This is a genomic window from Aquella oligotrophica (genome assembly GCF_002892535.1).
Classification (GTDB): domain Bacteria; phylum Pseudomonadota; class Gammaproteobacteria; order Burkholderiales; family UBA11063; genus Aquella; species Aquella oligotrophica.
The window spans coordinates 2050396-2073389 of the sequence record NZ_CP024847.1 but is presented as its reverse complement, the minus strand read 5'-3'; the positions used below and the strand labels follow the sequence as shown (position 1 = coordinate 2073389).

The following is a 22994-nucleotide window of genomic DNA, read 5'->3' as shown; positions in this document are numbered from 1 at the left end:
CTTAACTGATTTGCTCAATGATGAAATTTTCGCTATTTGCCAAGCTATTTTTAATTTCTTTTATACTAATATTTAGTTTTGGATGTAACCAATCTGGTTCAATTTCGGCTAATGGTGTAATCACAAAATCGCGTTCATACATTCTTGGATGAGGTATAGCTAAAAACAGATTATTGTAAATTTTTGATTCATAAAGTGCTATATCAATATCAATAATCCTTGGACCATTGATAAACTCTTCTTTTTTACCCAGTAATTTCTCAACCTTCTTGGTATTAATCAAAAGTTCCTGTGGTGTATAGCTTGTGTAGCCACTGATACAGGTATTGTAAAAATCTTCCTGTTCGCTATAGCCTTGTGGTTTACTTCGATAAAATGATGCAATTTTAATATCGTCGATAAATTCACCAAGCAGTTCAATCGCATTTATTAATTGTTGGCGCGGATTATTCATATTTGAACCTAGCGCCAGAGCTACTTTAAATTTACGTTTCTGTGTAAAATGACAACTTATATGCTTTGCCTTAACCCCATTAACAAGTGATTTACTAACCGTAATTTCAACTTTATTTAATAGTGGATAATTTAATAATAGCTGGTGTGCCAGCTGTTTAGCAAGATTTTCTACCAGATGAAAATGATTGGCAGCAATAACACTTTTTACATAATCACAAACTTCTGAGTAATCAACGGTGCTTTCGATACCATCTGCATAATCAGGCTTACTAATATATAGCTTCAAACTTACTTCAACTGGCTGAAGCATTCCGCGTTCATAGCTATAACAGCCAATAAGTGCATTTGCAGTTATTCCATCAATATTCAGGTACATCTGTTCATTATTCATCATCATGGTCTTCGTTTTTCAATAAAATCTGTTTTTAGCTATTCTAAAGATTATTTATTATCAATTAGTTAAAAAAGGTAGGTGATTTATTAATTTATGTTCAGTCTAACGGATAGTTCTCTGAAGATTAAATGTAATAATATGTCATGATTATAAATCTCTTAAATCTTAGTGTGTACATATTTTTGCTGTAATTAATTTTATTTAGGCAAAATTGGGGGGGAGATAGTTGAATCTACTTCCTCTTGGCTTTTTAATGTAGATAAGGTCACCTTTGTAATGGTTATATAATTTGATTTAATAAAAAAGTAGTTTTTTCTTACCCCGTCCATTTTGGATGGTTATAATAAATTTATGATTGAATTATAATAGCGTTCATCCAAATTTGAATAAACATTATACAAAATTGTCTATTGTGCAAGGCGATAACAATAGTTATAATCTAGCCTTAAAATTTTAATTTAAGATATTTGGTAGCAATTATGTTGCTGCATATCTGAAATTAGAACTTTACGAATAAAGTTTTACCATACGGTAAACTCCATAACATAATTGAGGAAAGCGTATGTCAATTAATAAAAATAATTTCAAAGTAATAATTAGCGGTTTTATCGTATCAATTCTTCTTGTTGCATGTAATAGTGGTGCGACAAATAATGGCAATGCTAGCCCAGGAGTTCAGCTAGCAAGCAAGAGTTATAATGAGGACAATGAACAAATTCTAACTAAAGTAAGGGTTTCATATAGTGCTTCAAACTCAGCAGCAAATGGTCTATCGGATAGTTTTAATGCCAATTTATATTCAATAGCTAAAGGAAATGGTGTTTACATTGCAGTTGGTGATAGTGGTCAAATACTGTATTCTCCTGATGGCTATAGTTGGAATAAGGCTAATTCAGGAGTTTCGGTTAACCTTCACTCTATAGCATATAATTCTACAAATAGCTTATTTTATGCAGTTGGCGATAATTCTACGGTGTTATCTTCGGCTGATGGTAAATCTTGGACGTTGTATAAGACATTAAATCCAGTAGTTAATTTGTATTCTGTTGTTGATGTTCAGGGTAATCTTGTTGTTGGTGCAAGTGCGAGTACGATTTTTGAAATCAAAGCTGCGGGGCGTGGTACAGTTAGTGTTAGAAATACAGTTGATAATATGAAGTTGATTAGTGCTACCTATGGGAATGGTATGATGTTACTCGGTAGTGATGATGGGAGTATTTTATATAAAAGTGCTGCTAATTTTGATACTGCTGTATGGTCTCGAGCAACCAAATTTACAGGAATGGCTATTAATGGATTATCTTATGATGCTCTTGATGGGTGGTTTATTGCCGCTGGTTCAAATGGTAAAGTTGTCTTTTCTGAGAATTCAATAGCTTGGACGACTCCAGTTACTGCAGCTGAGGGCTATAGTTTAAATTCAATTATTCTAGATAATATTTCTAATCAATTTATCTCAGTTGGTGGTACAGCGGCAAGCTCAACTATGGTGGCAAGCGGAGATTTTAATGCTTGGAGTCAACAGACATTGCCAATAAATAATGTCTCTCTAAATAGCATCCAATGCTTTGATCAAGGTGATTGTTTTGTTGTTGGTAATAGCGCCACTATTCTGGTTGGAAAAAAACGTAATCAGCCAGCTTCTCTTCCGGTCTGGGAACAAGTTACAGGCAATCAGTTGGTCCTTGCGTCTGGAGCTAGCTATACGAACCAGAGTGGCACACAAGACGTTGTATTATTTAAAAATGCTTCACGTACTTTTGTATTACAAAAAGATTCAAATTTAGTTTGTTATGGGACAAGCGGACCTCTTTGGGCATCAACAACTAACTGGCATACTACTCCAACCCCAGGCTCAATGCAGATGCTGCTAGATGGAAACCTTCAGGTCAAGGGTGACTATAGAACTTACTCATCGAATACAAACAGTCAAGGTGCATATATTCTCTATAAATCGGACGACAATAGTATTGATATTGTTAGTGCTGATGGCAAAACAGTTTTGAAGAAACTTTGCTAGCCAAATTATTCTAATATCTAAATAACAAAGTTTCATCGTTTCAGATAGGAATAGCGGGAGTGCTCCCGCTATTTTCTCCAATAGTAAGACTTTTGATGGAAATAATTCAAAACGGTTCAAAACTTTTACTGCAAATTAACCTCAGTAGTCTTTTAACTAATTAGCGTAAATATTATTGTCAATTTTGGACGGTGTTTTCATTTTTTGGCTATATTTATAGTTGTGTTTTTAGAGAGTTTATACAAGAAATTTGGAACTTATGAAAAAATCCTGTATCTATGTTACGATGCCATTATCTATCCTGATTACAGGTCGGGTTCGGATTGTATTTCTTCTCTTGGCAATATTTCTTATGAATACCGCTATTTGGGGACGAGAGCTAAGGGCTCCTGCAATGATTACTTTGCAAAATAAAACTAACCGGACTATTGTAATCCGACCTAAATTTAATGATAAACTGGTATGTGTGTATAATTGCCACGATATTCAGCTAGAACCAATGAGTTTTACCCACCTTGATGTATTTGTCGCTGAGGTAAATACTAATGCGGATTTATATTTCTATGATAAAAATTTAAATACTTTGTTGGGCGCTGTCTCTTTATCGGTTACATTGGGTGGTACGGAGGTAAATGATTTCCGTGCGGTAGTGATTGATACTGGTGAGTATATAAATGGTCAGGGTATAATTTATTATCAACTATTAGCCAGCTCATCTGATTTTGAATATAATGGCAGATCTCAGGATAAATATACTTACTTAAATATTTCATTAAATAATCCTTCTGAAAATATAAAATCAGCTAAATTTAGGGTGAAATAAGCTAAATTTATAGTGAGTACCAGTAAAAAATCGCTTTTCTGCCTTGAATCTAAATTCTGTAGTTTATGTCCAATGAAAATTTGTTATAATCACCGACAATTCGAACTATTTTCTAATTTGTATGTCTAATATTAATAATTACGGATGTGAGCATAGTTGATTAATCCTCCAAATATATTGAAAGTTGCCATAGTTTTTGTGGCGATATTTCTTACTTCCTGTTTTTTTGCTCCGAGCATGAATTTGACCGGGCTAAATACTCATATGACTAGGGTAACCGAAATTAATAATATCACAGTTATTATTAATCCGATTGATCAGTATTTGGTTGAGTCTGGTACGATTGCTAAAAACAGCGATTATGTCCTAGGTGCTGGTGACATTATTAGTCTTTCAATCTGGGGGCATCCTGAAGTCTCTATTAGTAATATGACTAATTCGATAAAAGCAAATTATTATGACCCTAAATCCTCTCCAACAAAACAGGTTGATCTTACTTATGGTTTGAGTAATCCTTCGGAAAATAAGTCGGATAGCTACCTTATTGATAATAGCGGCAATGCTTACTTGCCTTTTGTTGGCAAAATAAATTTGGCAGGTAAAACTACTAGTCAGGCTCGTGATACTTTAACTCAGGCTTATAAAGATTTTATTATAAATCCCAATGTTAATTTGAAAATTACCGGGTTTCGTAGTCAGAAAGTATATGTTATGGGTGAGGTTCAGCAAAGCCAGATTTTACCGATAACTGATGTTGGTATGAATCTTACCTCAGCACTTGAGCTTGTTGGTGGAATTAATCCGGTAACTTCAAATGTTAACCAGATTTATGTTCTACGCAAGAAAGACCCTAAATCCGTTGAAGCTTATCTTCTTGATGCTGGTTCGGTTACCGCGATGCTTTATGCTCAGAAGTTTTTCCTAAGAAATGAAGACATTGTCTATGTCTCAACTGCAGGTATAGCTCAGTTTAATCGAGTGATGACACAGATATTACCGGCTGCAGAAACTATTTGGTATACTGAGAATAGCATTCCAAATTCGGTTATTCCAGGAATAACTAACTAACAATTATGATATAGTTATATTTGATATTTAGCTTTGTAACGTAACAAATTGATAAGATTTAAATTAGCCTTATGAAACCAGTAAAAATTCGTGTTTTTGAATTATCTAAACTCATTCTTCTTATAAGAAATAATACTTTATTAGTTACGTTATGTGTGCTAACTGGTATGGTTTTGGGGACAATTTTTTGGCTAACTTCGCCGCCAATTTATCAGATTACATCTTCGATTCAGGTTGATAACTCTGATACTAATGCTAATTATCAGGTCGCAGACAAGGTACTTGACGATAATCAGCCCATATTTACCAATAATGCTCCAGTTTCCGAAAAAAGCATGGTTTATTTGACATTACCTTATATTCTGGATCCTGTAATTGATAGTCTACATCTAGATATAGAAGTTCAGCCAAAGTTGTTTCCGGTTGTTGGCAAATATATGTTTTACAAACATTTACGAGAGAAGAAGCCAGGGCTTGAGTCTTCGCCATTTTGGGTAAACCGAAATAGTGGCTATTCTTGGGGTGGTGAGAGGCTTGAAATTCCACTTTTTTCGGTTCCTGAAAATATGTTTGAAAAACCATATACTATTAAAGTACTCGATAGCAAACATTATCTACTTTTAAATAAACAGACCATTGTTTTAACTGGCGTCGTGGGAGAACTAGCTAGTAGTCAGGATGGGAATCTTCGGATTCGTGTGGATGAAATCAAGGCTCATCCGGGAACAATTTTTTCGCTAAAAAAAAGAGATGTTATCAATGTAGAAAAGAGTCTAACACAAAGACTCAAAATCAATGAAGTTGTTAAAACGAAGAAAGATACAGGTAATTCAACTACAGGCATTATTGAAATTGATTTGGCAGGACCTGATCCTAGTCTAGCCAAGGAAATCGTAGCTGAATTAATAAATACACTTATAGAAAAATCAAGAACTAGTAAACTTGCTAAGATAAATGCAACACTTAATTTTATAAATAATGAATTACCTAATGCAAAAGAGAAGCTTGCAAAATCAGAAAAAACACTATCCTTATTTAAGGAAAAAAACCATTTAACTGTACTTGATGAACAGGAAACATCTTTACTTAAAAATATTTCTGATTTAGACCAGCAAATTACCAATAATAAGGTAACTTTGGCAGCACTACAAGGTGAATATGGCCCAAAGCATCCAGTTATCAAATCATTGCTATCTCAACAAACTGATTTATCTGCGAAAAAACAAATGCTAACAACTGAGCTAACTAAATTTCCAGCCAAAGAAGTGGTATTAATTAAATTAAAAGCAGATTTGGAATTAAATCAGCAATTGGTTGCAAAACTGGAATCAAAACAGCAAGAATTATTATTAACTGCATCTGGGCAGATTAGCCCAATCACCATTCTGGATTATCCTGATATTCCTGAGTTACCGGAGTCATCTCATGGCAAGATGATAATTTTGATAAGTGCCATCTTGGGATTTATTGTTAGCGTCTTCATCATACTAGGGGTATGGATGTCAAGAAAAAATCCAGATCCATTTATTATGGAGGAACGGTTTGAAATACCAGTTTTTGCTATTATAAGGTATGTAAAATACAAAAATAAAATAAAGGGATTGACTTTCAAGGAGCAATTAAAGCTAGATTCTGTACATTCGGTTCAGGCAAACCGGGATTTTAAAATTCTGACTGCTGGAATACTGGCTAGCCGGAAAAATAGTCGGATTTTTCAATTTTTTTCTACTTGGGCAGGACAGGGTTCTACATTTATTGCATTTAATTGTGCCTTTTTTCTTTCAAAACAACAACAAAAAGTCTTACTGATAACTGTTGGTACCGAAGACAATTTTTTTACTAATAAGAATGGCAAAGATGAAGAATATCTAATTAATAGTAACCTACATACTATCTGGTTAAATTATAATGATAATGCTTTTGAGATAAAAACAAAAATTCAGCAAATAATAGATGCTTCAGAAAGTTATGATATCGTTTTGATTGATTTGCCTAATATTTATCTTGATGCGGTACTGGCTACGAGTTTATTCTTTAGCGACTACAGATTTTTGATAACTTCGCCATATCAGGGTGTTAGGGCATTAACAATGTCAATTAGATTATTAAAAGTAAATAATATCGAGATAACAGCTGCTATTTTTAATTATACTAAAAAATTGATCATACATGATATCTACTCAAAAGTATTATAAGCCAGATAATTCAGTAGAAGAGTTTTTTACCATTTCAATTTTGCTCTTTGTTCTTTTTCTGCCAGATATACGTTTAAGTAGCAGTTTTGCAGCACGACCGGAAGATATTTTAATTTTATTATCATTTATCTATCTTTGCTATAAACGAATCATCTTTGATACGTTTTTTATCCGTATAATTATTCTTATGGCAATAGTGATGTTTGCTTCAATCGGACTTAATAATCGTCTGATATCACTTAATTCATTTGAATTTTACAATAAAATCATCAAGGGAATGGTTGCGTATAATATATGTCTTTTATACATGCAGGATTCTGATGGGTATCACAAAGTATCAAGAATACTTATTGTTTCAATAGCTATTCTTGCGATACTAAACATTCTTCAGCTGGTAAAGATTCCTGGATTAACTAAAGTATATGGTATATACAGTAATCAGATTCAAATGGATGCATTCGACAAAGTTGCTTTATCCTCAGCAATCCCAAGAATTACCGGGCTTATAGGTAACCCAAATAATAATGCTACGTTTTTTTTGATAGTTTTGGGTTATGTTTTGGATGTGTTTTTTCTTACACGAAGAAAGGTTTATATTATTTTAATAGTAGCATGCATCATTATAATAATGTTAACTCAATCAAGAACGATGTTTGCAACCACTGGGGGATTATTTGCCATAGTATTATGTTTGACTGGTAATATTGCAATAGTGCTTTTTGCCGTCATTATATATTTCATTATTCAGATTCTTGATATAAGGTATCTTGCTTTAATATTTGATAGTAGTAAATTATCACAAACTCACTCATTTACCGGAAGGGTTAACGAGTGGGAAGTATTACTAAAAATGATTAAACTCCAACCTATTTTGGGTTATGGAGGATATAAAGAGTATTTTTACATTACCCAAACATATCCTGAAAATGAGTATATTCTTGGCTGGTTCAGATATGGAGCTGTTTATTTGTGTTTATATTGTTATATGTTTCTTCATCTTTTGTTTAATGGAATCTCAAAAGTCTTAAACAAATTTTCTGGTGGCTATTTTATGCTTAGTACCAGCCTAGCAATGATAGTTGGCTCAATAAGTAATACTCCCTTCAATAATCCAAGGTTATTTGTATTGTTTGCATTTGTAAATGCTTTTTTTGAGTCGAGTAGAGTTCATGAAGAGATCTAATGGTTAAGCGTATTTCTAGGATAGCTTTATGACTGTAAATTATCCACGCAGGAACTTCTTAAAGAGTGCTGGAATTATTGCCTTGGGTGCTGGCAGTACTACTAATTTTGCCTTAGCTGAAGCTAAAAACAAACGCGTATATAATCTAAAGGACTTTGGCACAGTTGCTAAAAATGGAGATTCTACTGAAGCATTCATTAGAGCATTTGATCAGCTCGCAAAAACTGGAGGAACATTAATTTTACCTTCTGGGGCATATAATATCAATCAAAGCCTAAGTTTGGAAGTTACTAAAGATATAAATATTATCGGCAATCAAACTATACTAAGATTTAGCAAAGTGAAAAACTACGCTATCGAGTTTTATGGTTCACGCACTGATTTTAAATTACCTAGTATTAAAGATTTTGAATCCCTAATAGTTGGCACTACAGCAAATGCCGGGAATCTTGTCCTACGCCAAGATAATTTTTTATTTGATAATCTAGAACTTAATTTATCCAAAATTGATGATTATAGCTGGGTAATGACATCCGAGCGTAGTTACTTTACCAAAGATATGTTAGGTAAAAATCTTGTTGGGTACAATACTAATCTAACATTTTATATAACGAAAATTATTGACCCAAAAACAGTGGAAGTTATTCCGGGTAATAATCAACCTAAAGATAGTGATCTAGGTTTAATTTCTGCATGGGCAGTTGCTGATTTATGGTGTAAGTCGCGTTCATACTATATGAGGGGAGAAATTTTGACTCCAGAAGCTATTAGTCATAAAAAATTTGCTGACGGAATGGCAAGTTATAAGCCTGAAAATTTGAATTATTATACATTTATGAGTGGGAAATTACGGCTTCAGGGGGTGAATGTTATTGCTAATAAAAACCGTTATGGTATTAAATTTCTTAATATTGCAGGGTTGGAGCTTAATAATCTCATGATGTCAGGATTTGAGGATAATAGTTTAAGTATAATCGAGTCAATAAATGTTAAAATTGGGGGGTGTAATATCCAAAATGGTATATCTCAGCGAGAAAGTAATTATGGCTGCTTGGTTGACTCCTGTCAGGACATTGAAATAACCAATTCTAGGTTTTCTGGAGGGTTTCATTCTTTATCTCATGGCGGTACTTTTCCATGCCGAAATATTAGGCTATCCGATCTCTACTTCTCTGGTAGTAGTAATTTTGGACTTGATTTTCATGGTAATTGCTCAAATGTTATCATGAGCAATATAAACTGTGTGAGTGGCGCATATATTGGTGCTGTTAATGTTAGTATTAGTAATTCAAGTTTTTTGATTAGTAATCAGAAGTTAGCAGCACTGGTAATTGGACCAGAACGGGATAGCGATTATTATACTATAAATAATTGCAATATACGGAATGGAATAGGGAACGCGCTTGCCATTTCTAGTCAATTTTGTATTGCTGAAATTAATAAGATTTCCCTTAATAATAGTAAAATCATCAGCCCACAAAATGGGGTAATTTTTCAGGCTTACCCATATGGAAAAAATCCTGTAATTAATTATCTGGAGATGACGGATAATACTTTTGGAGTTAAACAGGAAAAAGTGAAAACAATTAATAATCACAATCTATTCATAATCCAGCAAAATAATGCTTTTTAAGATTATGCTTAGGCTTTAATCAAACTTTAAACAGATTTAATAATTTAAAAAAATTCAGGCTTAGCTTGATGGAGTAAGTTCAGACATGGAAAAAAGATTTATACCATTTGCCTTACCAGATATTGGTGAAGAAGAAATTAATGAAGTTGTATCGACCCTGCGTTCTGGCTGGGTGACTACAGGACCAAAAACTAAAGAATTTGAACAAAAATTTGCTGAATACGTAAATGCTAATGTTGAAGCGATTGCAGTAAATTCGGCGACAGCTGGCTTACATCTTGCGCTTGAAGCGTGCGGGATCACTGATGGTGATGAAGTTATCATCCCAACTCTTACCTTTACTGCAACTGGTGAGATTGTACGTTATCTTGGCGCTGACCCGGTATTTGTAGATTGCGACCCAAATACATTATGTATTGACATCAAGCAGATTGAAAGTAAAATAACTAGCCGGACGAAAGCAATTATCCCGGTACATATGGCGGGGCTTGCCTGTGATATGGAGGCAATTTTAGCAATCGCGAAGAAACATAACCTTCGAGTTATCGAAGATGCGGCACATACCTGTCCAAGTAAAATTAATAATGTTTATATCGGGCAGCATGCCTCAGATGCGATAGTTTATAGTTTTTATGCAACCAAAACGATTACTACTGGTGAAGGCGGGATGATTGTTACTAGTAATCCAGAAATCGCTAAGCGTTGCAAGGTAATGCGCCTACATGGAATAAATCGTGATGCTTTTGATCGTTATACTTCTAAAAAACCATCATGGTATTACGAGGTAGTTGCGCCAGGTTATAAATATAATTTGACCGATATTGCGAGTAGTCTTGGGCTTTGTCAATTAGCCAAAGCTGATCGTTTTCAAGCCAGACGTGAAGCAATGGCAGAGCGTTATTTTGCTGAATTAAGCGATTTACCGCTAATTTTGCCACCTAAAGTCAAAAATCCAGCAACTGATCTACACTCATGGCATTTATTTTGTTGTCAATTAAATACTGATAAAATAAGCCGGGATGAGTTTATCCAACAAATGAGTGATCATGGCGTTGGTACTTCAGTACATTTTATTCCATTACATTTGCAACCCTACTGGAAAGAGCGTTATCAGCTTTCTCCTACTGATTTTCCTGCTGCCAGCCAATATTATAAAAATGCGATAAGTTTGCCATTATATACAAAAATGTCAGATGAAGATCAGAGCTATGTAATTGCTGTCATTAGACAGATTTTAGCTTAGCTATAAGTATAATATCGTGTTAGCCAAACGAATTTTTGATATTGTTTGTTCCTTCATTGGGTTACTGATTCTATCTCCAATTTTTCTTGTTATTATCGTATTGATTAAAACTGGTTCTAAAGGACCAGTTTTTTTCCGACAAACTAGAATTGGGCAGTATGAAAAGCCATTTCAGATTCATAAATTTCGTACCATGATAGTCGATGCCGAAGCACGTGGACTCAAAATAACGGTTGGTGTCGATCCTCGTGTTACTGTGATTGGACGTTTTTTACGGAAAAGTAAACTTGATGAATTACCGCAGCTCATTGATGTATTTCTAGGTAGTATGTCGCTAGTTGGTCCGCGCCCGGAAGTCCCTGAATATGTCCGATATTTTCCGCCAGAAGTTAAGGCGGTAGTTTTCCGGGTGAAGCCGGGGATAACCGACTATGCATCGTTAAAAATGATCGATGAGAATGAGATATTAGCAAAGTCAGAGAATCCAGAAAATGCCTATATAAACGAAATACTACCAGAGAAACTGGCTTATGCGGTGAAATATGTCAAAACCAGAAGCATGACTACTGATATTTATTTGATTTTTCTAACGATATTTAAAATTTTTGCCCGCTAAAAATATTTATTTGGGAATTGAGATGGGGTCAATATTAAAAGATAAACTAGCCTATTTGTTTAAATGGGAAATTTTGGCATTACTCCTTTTGGATTGTGTCTTGTTACCAGCAGCGCTCTTTACTGCTGTCTGGCTTAGACTTGGTGCTGAGTGGGATCCTAAAATCACACCTCACATCTGGTTGTTTTTTTGTTTGCCACTGTGGACGATTCCTTTATTTATCCAACTGGGACTATACCGGGCGATTATAAAATTTCTTGACGATACTGTAGTCTATATTGTCTTTATTGGGGTTACTGTTTCAGTACTAGTTCTGACAGTATTTATTCATTTTTCTAATGCTTTGGCGTTTCCCCGGACGGCAATTATTATCTACTGGTTATTTGCACTGGTGTATATCGGTGGTAGCCGATTTATGCTCCGCGGAATTCTACGCAAGATTGGTTATAATGCTGAAGCCCGTCCAGTCGCGATCTATGGTGCTGGTAGTGCGGGAGTACAGCTGGCAACCTCACTTACTCATGGTAATGAGTATGCGCCATTGTTATTTATAGATGATGATGAATCAAAGTGGTATAAGACTATTCGCGGCTTGAAAGTCTATCCTCCCAATGAGTTGATATTAGTTACCAAGCTATATCATATAGAAGAGGTTTTATTGGCAATTCCTTCTGCACCACTAAGTCGCCGTCGTGAGATTATTAATCAACTTGAAGAAAACTCAATTTATGTCAAAACATTGCCCGGGCTTGCAAGTATTATTAGCGGCGAGGTGAAATTTTCTGATATTAAGGATGTTGATATTGAGGATTTATTGGGTAGGCTGCCAGTGCCACCCAATAATGAGTTACTTACCAAAAATATTGTCGGTAAAAGTGTATTAGTGACTGGCGCAGGGGGATCAATTGGTAGTGAATTATCAAGGCAGATCGCAGCGCTTAATCCAGAGCGTTTGGTTATTCTTGATTCATCAGAGTTTGCCTTATATAATATTGAACAAGAGTTACGTAATCGTTTTGCATATGTTAATCTTGTTGTAATACTTGGTAGTGTTACTAATGAAAAATTGGTTTCAGCGGTTCTTAATCGATATAAAGTTAATACGATTTACCATGCCGCAGCCTATAAGCATGTGCCGATGGTAGAGGCTAATCCACTTGCTGGGCTAGAGAATAACGGGCTAGGCACTTATGTGGTTGCTGAAGCAGCCTTAAATGCTGGTGTTGATAATATGGTACTTATTTCAACGGATAAAGCAGTTCGCCCAACAAATGTCATGGGTGCGAGTAAGCGGCTTGCTGAGCTTATTTTACAAGCATTTGCTGAGAAGTCTGGACATACGGTATTTAATATGGTCAGATTTGGTAATGTATTAGGATCATCGGGCTCAGTTGTCCCGTTATTTAAGCGACAAATTAGGTCGGGTGGACCAATTACCGTAACCCATCCAGATATAATTCGCTATTTTATGACTATTCCTGAAGCAGTACAACTGGTTATTCAGGCGGGGAATATGGCGATTGGTGGTGAAGTATTTGTACTTGATATGGGGGATCCAGTTAAAATTGTTGACTTAGCAAGAAAAATGATTTATCTGAGTGGACTAACTCTAAAAGATGCTGAGAATCGTAGTGGAGATATAGAGATCAAGTTTACTGGCTTACGTCCAGGTGAAAAGCTCTATGAAGAGCTACTAATTGGTAATAATCCCGATAAAACCCAACATGAGCGGATTATGAAAGCAAATGAGAAATTTATTGCTATGGAGTTATTGAAGCCAAAATTACTTTTAATGAGTGACTTTATTCGCTTTAATGAAATACATGCTGCACTAGATTTACTGAAAGAGTTGGTTATTGAATATACGCCGGGGATTGAATAAGGAGTAAAAATTTGCGTTTAAAGTATATATTTTCTTTAATAAGTGGTTTATTGGTAGTTGATGTTCCGGATGTTTATGCTACTAATAATAGTAATGAGTCGGCAGTATTCGAAAAAACTGGTGAATCAAGTGTTACCTTAGCCAAATATGACGGGATAGTTGGTAATGCGCCTAAGGATGTTACGGTTTCTTCTGCTGGTGTTGGTATTCAGGAGACCCCCAACAATACGCAGGCATATCTATTTTTCTCACAAACTTTAGCAAATCAGATTTATTATGAAGTGCGAGTTTGGGGCGCGTACAACTATATGACTCAGAATCCAATTTTTGATTCCGTGCCAGTATCTAATATTCAAAATCCATTAGGTACTGGTTTTAGTGGCTTTTTGGGTTATAATTTTCATGTGAATGAACACATAGACATGACTCCATATGCCCGGATGAATTATTTCAAAAATTTTCAGCTAGTTTATGAAGACAGTAATGGTAACTATATTAATTCAACAACACTGGCTGGCTTTCTGGGGCTAAAGATTTCATTTAAGGAAACCAAATACTTTACGCCATATCTTAATTTCTGGATGGGTTTTCAGCAAGTGGCTTTGATAGGTACTCTTCAGGAGGGGGAAACTAACCCGGGTGTTGTTCAGACTGCAACGGTAGATCAAATTGTTGCAAATACCCAAATTGGCTTTGCATTTAAGGTATCTCAGTCAATGAGTCTTATCCCGTATTGGCAATATCAGACTGCTGCTAATTATCCGGATAGTGTCGCGATGGCTTCTCCGTCTGACGGAGGGTTTGGAGTAAATTCACAGACAAATTCGATTCAGATGATTGGCGCAAAGTTTAACGTAAGTTGGTGATTTTTAGAAATGGTCGGGGCGGTGGGATTCGAACTCACGACCCCTTGTTCCCAAAACAAGTGCGCTAACCAGACTGCGCTACGCCCCGACAAAACATTGCAGTTACTAAGATTAGTCCACAACGCTAGGGAGTAATTATAGCTATTTTAACTAATGCTGTCAACCAAATTTATGTTTTTTGAGTTAAAAATTATTTGCGGACATCAGGTTTATAATAATATAGCTTGTCTTTGCCAATCGATGAAATATCTCGATTACTTATTTTACCTTGTTTTGATTCTCTTTTTATTTTGCGTACAATAAAATTACTTACTTTGCGTAACATATAAACCTTTGCCTTATTTTTGATATGTTGTTTTGTTGTCTTTAATCATCAATTGCACATGTTTTTAATTGACCATTATTATCGAATTGGCATTTCATTTCTACCTCCGTGGTAGCCTTAAATTTTATTTCCTGTCCCTTATTTTTGGATATTAATCTATGCTTTTTTTCTAATTCTTCAGTATTACAGTTTTTTGTAATATCTGCGATAGTTGTTTTACTGGTAATCTTGTAATTATTAGCACAAGTTACCGTTTGAGTATCAACATTTACTTTATCATCAGCGTATGCTAATGAGGACAGAACTCCTAGAGTTAATAATAATGCTTTCATTGTTTAAAACCTTTTAGGGTAGCGTATTGCATACAGTGGCTGTATATCTTGAATAAGCAAGGAGATAGTTAGCCAGCATAAAATTAAATAAATCATTAAACAGACATAAGCTACTTGTTGAGTTTTCAATTATTGGTTTCTGAATATCTGTGATAAGAAATCTATAAGCCTGATTAATCAATATCATACTTTCATTATTACCACCTTTATCTGGGTGATGTACTTTTGAGAGTTTACGATATGCCTTTTTTATAATACCCAGATCCAATACCTGATTATCATTTAATCTTAATGCTTGACATGCTTCAATTCTATTCATGATAATCCCCAGCTTAACAACTTGTCTTTATGTCTTAAATTACTTCCATTTTACAACTTAAGTCTTCACACAGATCTTTGAAGGTCATACTGTGAAAAGCTTGCTGCTCAATACATTGTAATAATACTCCAGTTTGAAAGCCTTGTCAATACTTGAGTTATTAAAACTGCATAATTTATTGGGTTTTGTTGTTTAATGTAACGTTTTGGCGTTTTATTTTGGATATAGCTCTCCTAGAGTATTCTTCTTGATGGGCTTTTTAATTCTGGATTCAATGGATTTAATCAATTCTGGGATGCTATCAAAATTGTCAAATTTTTCATCATTATATGTTGCAGAATTTAATTTCTGAATTAGATTTGCCAACTTCTCATGAAAAATTACACTATTAATATCACTAATAGTATAGATTTTTTTATCCGAAAATGCTTGTGCCCAGTTAATCAGAGCGTTACAGGTTGCGCTAATGTTTTTGCTATTGCAGGCTTCTTTTAATGTAGTGATGTTAATACTCTTGTTGCTAGCAAAATCTACCACGCTAATATCAGTACTTGATTGCTGCGGATTACTAATTTTTCTTTTACGGGATAGTTTTAACATAAAGCCCAAGGTTATTAGCCATAATCCGGCAAATAAGAAGGTTAGATATTTCCAGAGCGGGTTTTCAGGCTTAATTTTAGTAACAGTTTTTTCGCTATTACCCGTATTATTAGCTGAAGATATTTGGCTAGCACTTAAATTTTGGTTGGCTGGTGTAGTGGGATCCGCAGTAACAGTATAAGTTTTGGCAGGGATGGTGACTGTTTTAAGTGTATCAGCAGTGATGTCCCACCATTTAATCGTAATCGTTGGAAAAGATAGCGTTCCTGCCTTGGTTGGGATATAGGCGATTTTGAAAGTTTTAGTTCCGGTTAATTCGCCATTGTTGCTATTAGTGCTACTTTGCGCCTTATCTGGATAAGCATTAACTTCAGCTGGATTATTAATCTCCAGTTCTGGAATCGATGTGGCTGGTACGCCCAATGCTTCAAGCGAGATGGTATGGGTTAATGGCTCACCCACCTTAAGTGTGTCGCTAGAAATAGACCAACTATCAGTAGCTTTCACATTTTTGGCAGGAAACCACTGGTTAATCGCAATATTAGCCGGGACAGCTTTTACCTCCAGATTAACTGGTTTTGAATTTGCCATAAATGGTTTATTTGCCATCATTGGGAAGAAGCTGTTATTATCGTTATCCGCAATTGCTCCTCTTATTTTGGCAGGAGGAATGGTTAGTTTACCAGATTTATTTGGTGTTACCATAAATCTTTGCTCGACAACCTGATAAGTCTTACCATTTTCATTACTCTGGTATTGAATTGGTTTACCTTGAGCCTCGATTTGCGCACCATCAATATTTAATGGTTCCATGCTAAGATTAGATAGCGATACATTAAAATATAGTTTTACTGTATATAAAAATGGTACTCCAACATACAGGCTTTGCTTACCAACTGAAGCTTCAAGATAAACTGCACTATCTTTGGCATCGGCGACCTTATTATTACTATCGCCTTCGCTTACTTCTATGCTAATTGGCGCGGTTGCATCATTACCAACTTTTATTGCTGGGATTAGCTGTTTTCCCGGATTTTTTGGAATAAGATTAACTGTTAGCGTATTTTGTGAATTTACTTTGCCATTAATAATATTTGTTTGGCTGCTAGTCGATGTTCCATAAATTTCAAAGTTGCTTTTTAATACATCCAGATTCGGCGTATCGTTTGAGTCGGGTAGATTTATAGTTAGGGTAAAACTCTGTCCCAAGGCAATCTGACTTCTATCGACACTAGCTGATACAGTGGCAAATACATTGCCTGCAATCAATAATAGTAAACTGCTAAAGAGGATCTTTTTATTCATTATTACTTCCTTGCTGTTGTTGTTCTTTTTGGTAATCACGTAAAAATTTATTTCTTAATAGTCCACCCGGATCATCTGGTACTTGTGAGAGGATGGCTTTTAATTCTTGCTGCTGTTTCTGCTCTTCAGGTGTCATATATTGGCTAGTAGCTGCATTGGTGGCTTGTTGTCCCTGCTGTGTTTTTTTATCTTCTGCTTGCTGCTTAGCCTGTTGTTCCTGAGCCTGCTTTTGCTGCTGATTTTTATCGTTGTTTGCAGACTGTTGCTGGCTTTGATTATTCGCTTTTTCTTTGGTATCATCTTTCATCGGCTGATTCTGCTTTTGACTATCTTGTTGCTGTTGTTGCGATGATTGATTTTGATTGTTATTATTTTCTCCATTTTGCGGTTTATCTTGTTGTTGTCCTTGAGATTGTTGATCTTTATCTTGTTGTTGTTTATTATCTTGATTATTATTAGCATTATTTTGCTGGTTATTCTGTTGTTGATTTTGCTGACCTTTAGAATTATTGTCCTTATTCTGCTGCGACTGAGAGTCTTGCTTATTATTTTGATCTTTTTTGTCTTGATCTGATTTGGAGTCAGAGTTTTGCTGCTGATTCTGCTTTTGCTGTTGCTGAAGTTTTTTCAAGATTTCAATATTATCTTTAGCATCCTGATTATTTTTATCCAATTTCAATGATTGAGAGTATGCATCGATTGCTTCCTGATATTTTTGCATATTGGCAAGAGCATTACCCTGATTATAATAACCTTGAGCTGATTTATCATTTTGAAATTCTCTATAAGCCTTATCATATTGCTTGTCTTTATAATAGGCAATACCTTTCCATTTCTCGTCATGGAATTTTTCTGCGGCTTCTTTCGGTTTATTTGATTTTAATAATTGTTGAGCTTGCTGATCTTGATTAAACCATAAGTCTTTCCAGCTAAAAGCCAAACTTAATTGCGGTAAAAATATAATACCCAAGCAAATATATTTTAGTTTAATTCTTCTATTCATCTTTCACCTATACTTTTTTAGGATATTTTTTCTAGCCAACCTTTTCTAGCAATAATTACTACTAGAATCAGTAATAGCCAGATTAACCAGTGTCCTTCGTCTTTCCATAAGCTTTTGGTTTCCATTTGCGCAGTAGGTTTGCCATCCTCAAGAACATTATTATTGATAGAATTAAGAATTGCATCTACATCGCTATCATCGTTGCTAAAGGCTATAAAGTTACCATTCCCTTTAGTTGCGAGAGCCTGTAACTCATGGCTATCAAGCTTAGAAAAAACTACATTACCATTTTTATCTGTCGCAAAACCACCACTAGCATTACTAACTGGACCACCTTGGGCTGTTCCGATTGCAAGAACATTTATAGTATATCCATTTGCTGCTAGTTTTGCTGCCTCTCTTTCATCTTCAGGAGTAGGGCGGGTATCTGTCACAAGTATTATCTGTCCACGGCTAAAACCAGACTGACTTAGTAGCTGTGCTGATTTTTTTAATGCTTTAGCTATGTCTGAACCATCCACTGGTACAATTGAAGAGTCAAGGACTGGAACCATACTAGCGATTGTATTTGTATCGTTAGTTAATGGTGATACCACAAACGGACTACCAGAGAAAACCACTAATCCTGTTTGGCCTTCTTTTAGCTGCTTTAAGAGATCAAGAACCTTATATTTTGCTCGTTCTAACCGAGAAGGTGGAATATCAGCAGAATTCATTGATGGTGAAACATCGAGCGCAATAATTCGGGCAACATTTTTCTGATAAATATTTTCTGCATATTGTGACCAAGTTGGTCCACATAGTGCCAGAACTGCTACCAGCCATGCCGATAAAAGAATATGAGCCAACCATGAGCTTTTTTCTTCACGATAATCACTTATTAGGTGTGGTAATAAGTGTGGATCACAGTATTCTGCCCAATTATTATTAGTTTTAGGACTTCTCTTATGATAATACAAATAGAGTATAATTGCAGGGATTAGAGCAAGAAACCACCATGGGCGTAAAAAATGAAAATTAGTTAGCATGGCGAGTACTCCTTAATTTAAGAAGAATACACAGATAGCTTAATAGTAAGGCTACGCCAAGAGTCCAGGGATATAATGGAGTTACTGGGCGTACCGTAACTGAATCTGATTTTATCGGTTCAAGTTGATTTATCGTTCCATAAATACTTTGTAATTGCGATACATCTTCGGCACGGAAAAATTCACCACCTGTAATTGCAGCAATTTGTCTTAGACTATCAATATCTAGATCACTAGATGGATTAACGGTTCTACTACCAAATAATCCAGGTACTTGCATACTAGTGGCGCCAATTCCAATGGTATAGATTTTTATATGTGCTTCTTTCGCTAATTCAGCAGCTTTTAATGGAGCAAGAACTCCAGCATTATTGCCGCCATCAGTTAGTAAAATTAGTGCTTTACTTTTACTTGGGTAGTCAAGAAGACGCTTTACTGCTAATCCAATTGCATCGCCAATCGCGGTTTGTGGTCCAGCGATGCCAAGCGTAGCATCATCAAGCATTTGGGCGACAGTTTTCCGGTCAAAGGTTAATGGAGTTTGCAAATATGGTCTGGAGCCAAATAGAATTAGCCCAAGCCTATCACCAACCCGATTATTGATAAATTGGCTACCAACCTGTTTCACCATATCAATCCGGCTGATATTATTACCATTAATCACCATATCCGGAGTTTCCATACTACCGGATAAATCCACTGCCATTAAAAGATCACGTCCACTTTGTGGAATTGATAACGGTTTACCCAGCCACTCTATTCCACTAGCAGAGATGACAATTAAAATCCAGATTATTAGCCATAAGTATTTTAGCCAAGATAAGCGATTACCTTGTTCTTCAATCGTTAAGCCATCAAATGTTTGTAATAGCCGATTAAAAAATGGGACTTTCAGTGCGCTGGCATTTTTATGAGTGCTTTTGGGTAATAGCCAATATCCGATAAATGGCAATACTACTACTGCAAATAGCCAAGGATAAGCAATCTGGATCATATTACACTCCTTAGCCATTTTTCAATAAGGGTAAAAAAAGCCTCTTTATCTTCTAGTTGCTGTTTTTGGTATATTTCACCCAAGTAATGTCCACAACCAGTGGTAAATTCGCTGGTTTTGCCTGTTTTATCAAGAAATTGCAGCCAATTTTTGCCAAAGAGTAATTGCGGTTTTTGTTCCGGGAATTTGGCAACGGCAACCCGTTTCAATAAAATTGAGCATTCTTCAATAGTTTTTTCATCGGATGTAGTTACTGCATTAGCTTTAATTTGCTTTAATAGGCTAAAGATTTCCTGTTGTTGCTGTTTTTTCTTATGTCGGCGTAGCTGCCACCAGATAAGCACTGCTACTAAAATAAATATGAGCACAATAACGATATACCAGCCAGTTGCTAGTGGGAAGATAGATACTGGAGCTGGCAGATGGACGTCTTTTAGTTCTGCTAACGGATTAGTATTAGTATCCATATTTTAAAATTCCATGATTAATTTTTCCTACCAGATTATCATTGGTAGCCAGTTTTACAAATTGCATGCGATTTTTGCGCGAGAAATTTTCTATTTCGCTAAGGCGTTCGTTAAAATTATTACTATATAAATGGCGATTATTTTTGGTTGCGCTAATTTCGAGTTTACGTTTACCATCGTCGGTAAAATTATAATATCCATGATCGGGGAGATTAGACTCTAATGGATCATAAATAAAGACATTGATAATTTCGGCTTTGCGATTGATTATATTGAGAAAATTCTTAATGTTGGCGGAATAATCATTAAAATCGCTAATGATTATCACTACACTGCCGGATTGGATTTTTTGACTCAAGAGTTGCAGATTATTTTCAAGTCCACCCTGATAGTGCTTGATGCCCTGATTATTATGGAGGATATTAAACATCTGAAGCAATGACTGACGGCTACGTTTGGGTTGGATATATTCGGCATTCTTATCATTAAAAATAATCCCGCCCACCTGTTCATGATGATCAAGTGCTGCGAAACCAAGTAATGCGGCTACTTTGGCGGCTAGTACATTTTTGAAGCAGACTCTCGTACCAAAATGCATTGCCGAAGACTGATCAATAACTAAATAAATCAACCTTTCACGTTCTTCACGATAAATTTTAGTAAATGGTTTGCCAAGCCTTGCTGTCAGCGACCAGTGAATAAGACGCACGTCATCACCGGATTGGTAATGCCGAACTTCTTCAAAATCCATTCCCCGTCCACGGGCTGGAGATAATCTCATCCCTGCCTGAACTGAGTGAACTTTGCGATTATTAAAAAACTGGATTCCAGCTGCATGATGCTTTAATGCCAGCAATTCTTTTATAACCGGACGTATTCCATTATTTAGATTTTTTTCCTGACTCATTGTTGCTACCCTAGTAAATTTTGCTGTAACGACAAGGCTTTTATAGCTAAATAAAGTTGAAATCAGCGTTATTCAGATAACTATAAAAGCCTAATTAGGTCAGTTTATGGAATTGGAACCAGATTAAGTAGTTTATCAATTACCTGATCGCTAGTAACTGATTCAACTTCGGCATCAAAACTTAATAGAATCCGGTGACGTAACACTTCATGAATAATGGCATGAATATCATGTGGAGTAACATAATCCCGCCCATCAAGCCAGGCATGGGCACGGGCCGTTTTTTCAAGCGCAATTGTCCCACGTGGACTACTACCAAAACGAATCCATTTGGCAAGCTCTTCTGAATATTTCTCCGGATATCTGCTAGCCATGATAAGTTGAATTATGTATTCTTCAACCGCTTTACTTAGATGGATTGCGTTTAATTCTTGCTGCGCTTTAAAAATTGCTTCCTGACTAAGTGTTGGTCGGTTTTCGTTTTCAGTTTTATTAAGATTGCGATTAAGTGCAAGAATCTGTGCTTCAGCATTGCTATCTGGATAGCCGATTTTGACATAGAGCATAAAACGATCAAGTTGTGCTTCAGGTAGGGGGTAGGTTCCTTCCTGCTCGATAGGATTTTGGGTTGCCATTACTAAAAATAATTGCGGTAGAGGATAGGTTTTTTTACCGATAGTTATCTGTTTTTCACCCATTGCTTCAAGAAGAGCTGACTGGACTTTTGCTGGTGCCCGGTTAATCTCATCGGCAAGAAGAAAATTATGAAATAATGGTCCAGCCTGAAACTGGAACGTTTGCTGTTCTGGTACATAAATATCGGTACCAGTTAAATCAGCTGGTAGTAAGTCAGGTGTAAACTGTATGCGGTGGTATGAACACTCAATGCAGGAAGAAAGAGTTTTAATTGCTGTAGTTTTGGCTAAGCCAGGCGCGCCTTCTACGAGTAGGTGCCCACCTGCTAATAATGAAATTAGCAGCCGTTTGGTAAGGTCTTTTTGACCTACAATTTTACCATCAAGATACTCTAATAATTGTCTAAATTGCTCACGTTCTGTCATAAATCCTCCGGGAATATGTGTTTTAAAAACCTTTCATTTCGTATATAGAGTCAAAAATCATTCTTGCAAGTCTCAGAGTTGATTTATAGCATAAAAATGCTTATTTTGCAATTTTTTGATGTGGAGAATTAATATTTTTGATTATAAGCAAATTGCGCTGCTTATTATTTCCTCAATGTCGCAATAAAAGCTTATCCGATAATTCCCCTCTATCAATACGTTTATTTACGTTTAGTTAGTCTACGAGTAGAAGGGGTTATTATCCATTAGCTAA

General features: G+C 35.6%; 21 protein-coding genes and 1 tRNA gene. 10 read left to right on the top strand and 12 right to left on the bottom strand.

Annotation, left to right across the window (positions count from 1 at the left end):
- Nucleotide 1: 1 nt before the first annotated feature.
- Complete coding sequence (gene folK / locus CUN60_RS09500) at nucleotides 2–853, bottom strand: 2-amino-4-hydroxy-6-hydroxymethyldihydropteridine diphosphokinase (RefSeq protein WP_102951813.1); 852 nt, start codon at nucleotides 851–853, stop codon at nucleotides 2–4.
- 559 nt (nucleotides 854–1412) lie between these two features.
- Between folK and CUN60_RS09495 the strand changes: the two genes are divergently transcribed.
- The 10 genes from CUN60_RS09495 to CUN60_RS09450 all read left to right on the top strand — a co-directional run bounded on the left by CUN60_RS09495 (nucleotide 1413) and on the right by CUN60_RS09450 (nucleotide 14379).
- The gene (locus tag CUN60_RS09495) at nucleotides 1413–2870 is read left to right on the top strand and encodes a beta propeller repeat protein (protein WP_102951812.1); all 1458 of its coding nucleotides are present in this window, start codon (nucleotides 1413–1415) and stop codon (nucleotides 2868–2870) included.
- Between the two features lie 259 nt (nucleotides 2871–3129).
- On the top strand, nucleotides 3130–3693 hold the full coding sequence (locus tag CUN60_RS09490) for a hypothetical protein (protein WP_102951811.1): 564 nt from the start codon (nucleotides 3130–3132) through the stop codon (nucleotides 3691–3693).
- A gap of 156 nt (nucleotides 3694–3849) precedes the next feature.
- Nucleotides 3850–4761 carry a polysaccharide biosynthesis/export family protein gene (locus CUN60_RS09485; RefSeq protein ID WP_102951810.1) on the top strand — a complete coding sequence of 304 codons (912 nt, stop codon included), beginning with the start codon at nucleotides 3850–3852 and terminating at the stop codon, nucleotides 4759–4761.
- A gap of 71 nt (nucleotides 4762–4832) precedes the next feature.
- Nucleotides 4833–6956 (top strand): GNVR domain-containing protein, encoded by a 2124-nt coding sequence (locus CUN60_RS09480; RefSeq protein ID WP_102951809.1) that lies wholly within the window; start codon nucleotides 4833–4835, stop codon nucleotides 6954–6956.
- Nucleotides 6931–8139 carry an O-antigen ligase family protein gene (locus CUN60_RS09475; protein ID WP_102951808.1) on the top strand — a complete coding sequence of 403 codons (1209 nt, stop codon included), beginning with the start codon at nucleotides 6931–6933 and terminating at the stop codon, nucleotides 8137–8139. The genes CUN60_RS09480 and CUN60_RS09475 overlap by 26 nt, the downstream gene beginning before the upstream one ends.
- 28 nt (nucleotides 8140–8167) lie before the next feature.
- Nucleotides 8168–9772 (top strand): glycoside hydrolase family protein, encoded by a 1605-nt coding sequence (locus CUN60_RS09470; protein WP_102951807.1) that lies wholly within the window; start codon nucleotides 8168–8170, stop codon nucleotides 9770–9772.
- 85 nt (nucleotides 9773–9857) lie between these two features.
- Nucleotides 9858–11015 (top strand): DegT/DnrJ/EryC1/StrS family aminotransferase, encoded by a 1158-nt coding sequence (locus tag CUN60_RS09465; protein WP_102951806.1) that lies wholly within the window; start codon nucleotides 9858–9860, stop codon nucleotides 11013–11015.
- Between the two features lie 16 nt (nucleotides 11016–11031).
- On the top strand, nucleotides 11032–11631 hold the full coding sequence (locus tag CUN60_RS09460) for a sugar transferase (RefSeq protein WP_102951805.1): 600 nt from the start codon (nucleotides 11032–11034) through the stop codon (nucleotides 11629–11631).
- A gap of 22 nt (nucleotides 11632–11653) precedes the next feature.
- Entirely contained in the window at nucleotides 11654–13513 is a 1860-nt protein-coding gene (locus CUN60_RS09455; RefSeq protein ID WP_222593253.1) for a polysaccharide biosynthesis protein, read from the top strand.
- Nucleotides 13514–13524: 11 nt separating this feature from the next.
- Nucleotides 13525–14379, top strand: a complete 855-nt coding sequence (locus CUN60_RS09450; protein ID WP_102951804.1) for an autotransporter domain-containing protein — start codon at nucleotides 13525–13527, stop codon at nucleotides 14377–14379.
- Nucleotides 14380–14389: 10 nt separating this feature from the next.
- On the opposite strand, the gene CUN60_RS09445 is transcribed toward CUN60_RS09450, so the two are convergent.
- The 11 genes from CUN60_RS09445 to CUN60_RS09400 form a co-directional block, all read right to left on the bottom strand.
- A tRNA-Pro gene (locus CUN60_RS09445) sits at nucleotides 14390–14467 on the bottom strand.
- A 102-nt stretch (nucleotides 14468–14569) separates the two neighbouring features.
- Nucleotides 14570–14704, bottom strand: a complete 135-nt coding sequence (locus tag CUN60_RS13345) for a hypothetical protein (RefSeq protein WP_279639049.1) — start codon at nucleotides 14702–14704, stop codon at nucleotides 14570–14572.
- Between the two features lie 41 nt (nucleotides 14705–14745).
- Nucleotides 14746–15036 carry a hypothetical protein gene (locus CUN60_RS09440; protein ID WP_102951803.1) on the bottom strand — a complete coding sequence of 97 codons (291 nt, stop codon included), beginning with the start codon at nucleotides 15034–15036 and terminating at the stop codon, nucleotides 14746–14748.
- Between the two features lie 13 nt (nucleotides 15037–15049).
- Nucleotides 15050–15355 (bottom strand): J domain-containing protein, encoded by a 306-nt coding sequence (locus CUN60_RS09435; RefSeq protein WP_102951802.1) that lies wholly within the window; start codon nucleotides 15353–15355, stop codon nucleotides 15050–15052.
- Nucleotides 15356–15568: 213 nt separating this feature from the next.
- Nucleotides 15569–17260: a BatD family protein gene (locus tag CUN60_RS09430; protein ID WP_102951801.1), complete on the bottom strand. Its 1692-nt coding sequence runs from the start codon at nucleotides 17258–17260 to the stop codon at nucleotides 15569–15571.
- Entirely contained in the window at nucleotides 17253–18263 is a 1011-nt protein-coding gene (locus CUN60_RS09425) for a tetratricopeptide repeat protein (RefSeq protein WP_102951800.1), read from the bottom strand. The genes CUN60_RS09430 and CUN60_RS09425 overlap by 8 nt, the downstream gene beginning before the upstream one ends.
- 17 nt (nucleotides 18264–18280) lie before the next feature.
- Nucleotides 18281–19291 (bottom strand): vWA domain-containing protein, encoded by a 1011-nt coding sequence (locus CUN60_RS09420; RefSeq protein WP_102951799.1) that lies wholly within the window; start codon nucleotides 19289–19291, stop codon nucleotides 18281–18283.
- Nucleotides 19281–20285, bottom strand: coding sequence for a vWA domain-containing protein (locus CUN60_RS09415; protein WP_102951798.1), 1005 nt, complete (start codon nucleotides 20283–20285; stop codon nucleotides 19281–19283). The genes CUN60_RS09420 and CUN60_RS09415 overlap by 11 nt, the downstream gene beginning before the upstream one ends.
- The gene (locus tag CUN60_RS09410) at nucleotides 20282–20752 is read right to left on the bottom strand and encodes a DUF4381 domain-containing protein (RefSeq protein WP_102951797.1); all 471 of its coding nucleotides are present in this window, start codon (nucleotides 20750–20752) and stop codon (nucleotides 20282–20284) included. The genes CUN60_RS09415 and CUN60_RS09410 overlap by 4 nt, the downstream gene beginning before the upstream one ends.
- Nucleotides 20742–21659 carry a DUF58 domain-containing protein gene (locus CUN60_RS09405; RefSeq protein WP_102951796.1) on the bottom strand — a complete coding sequence of 306 codons (918 nt, stop codon included), beginning with the start codon at nucleotides 21657–21659 and terminating at the stop codon, nucleotides 20742–20744. Before CUN60_RS09405 ends, CUN60_RS09410 begins: the two co-directional genes overlap by 11 nt.
- Before the next feature lie 104 nt (nucleotides 21660–21763).
- Entirely contained in the window at nucleotides 21764–22720 is a 957-nt protein-coding gene (locus CUN60_RS09400; RefSeq protein WP_102951795.1) for an AAA family ATPase, read from the bottom strand.
- Between the last annotated feature and the right edge of the window lie 274 nt (nucleotides 22721–22994).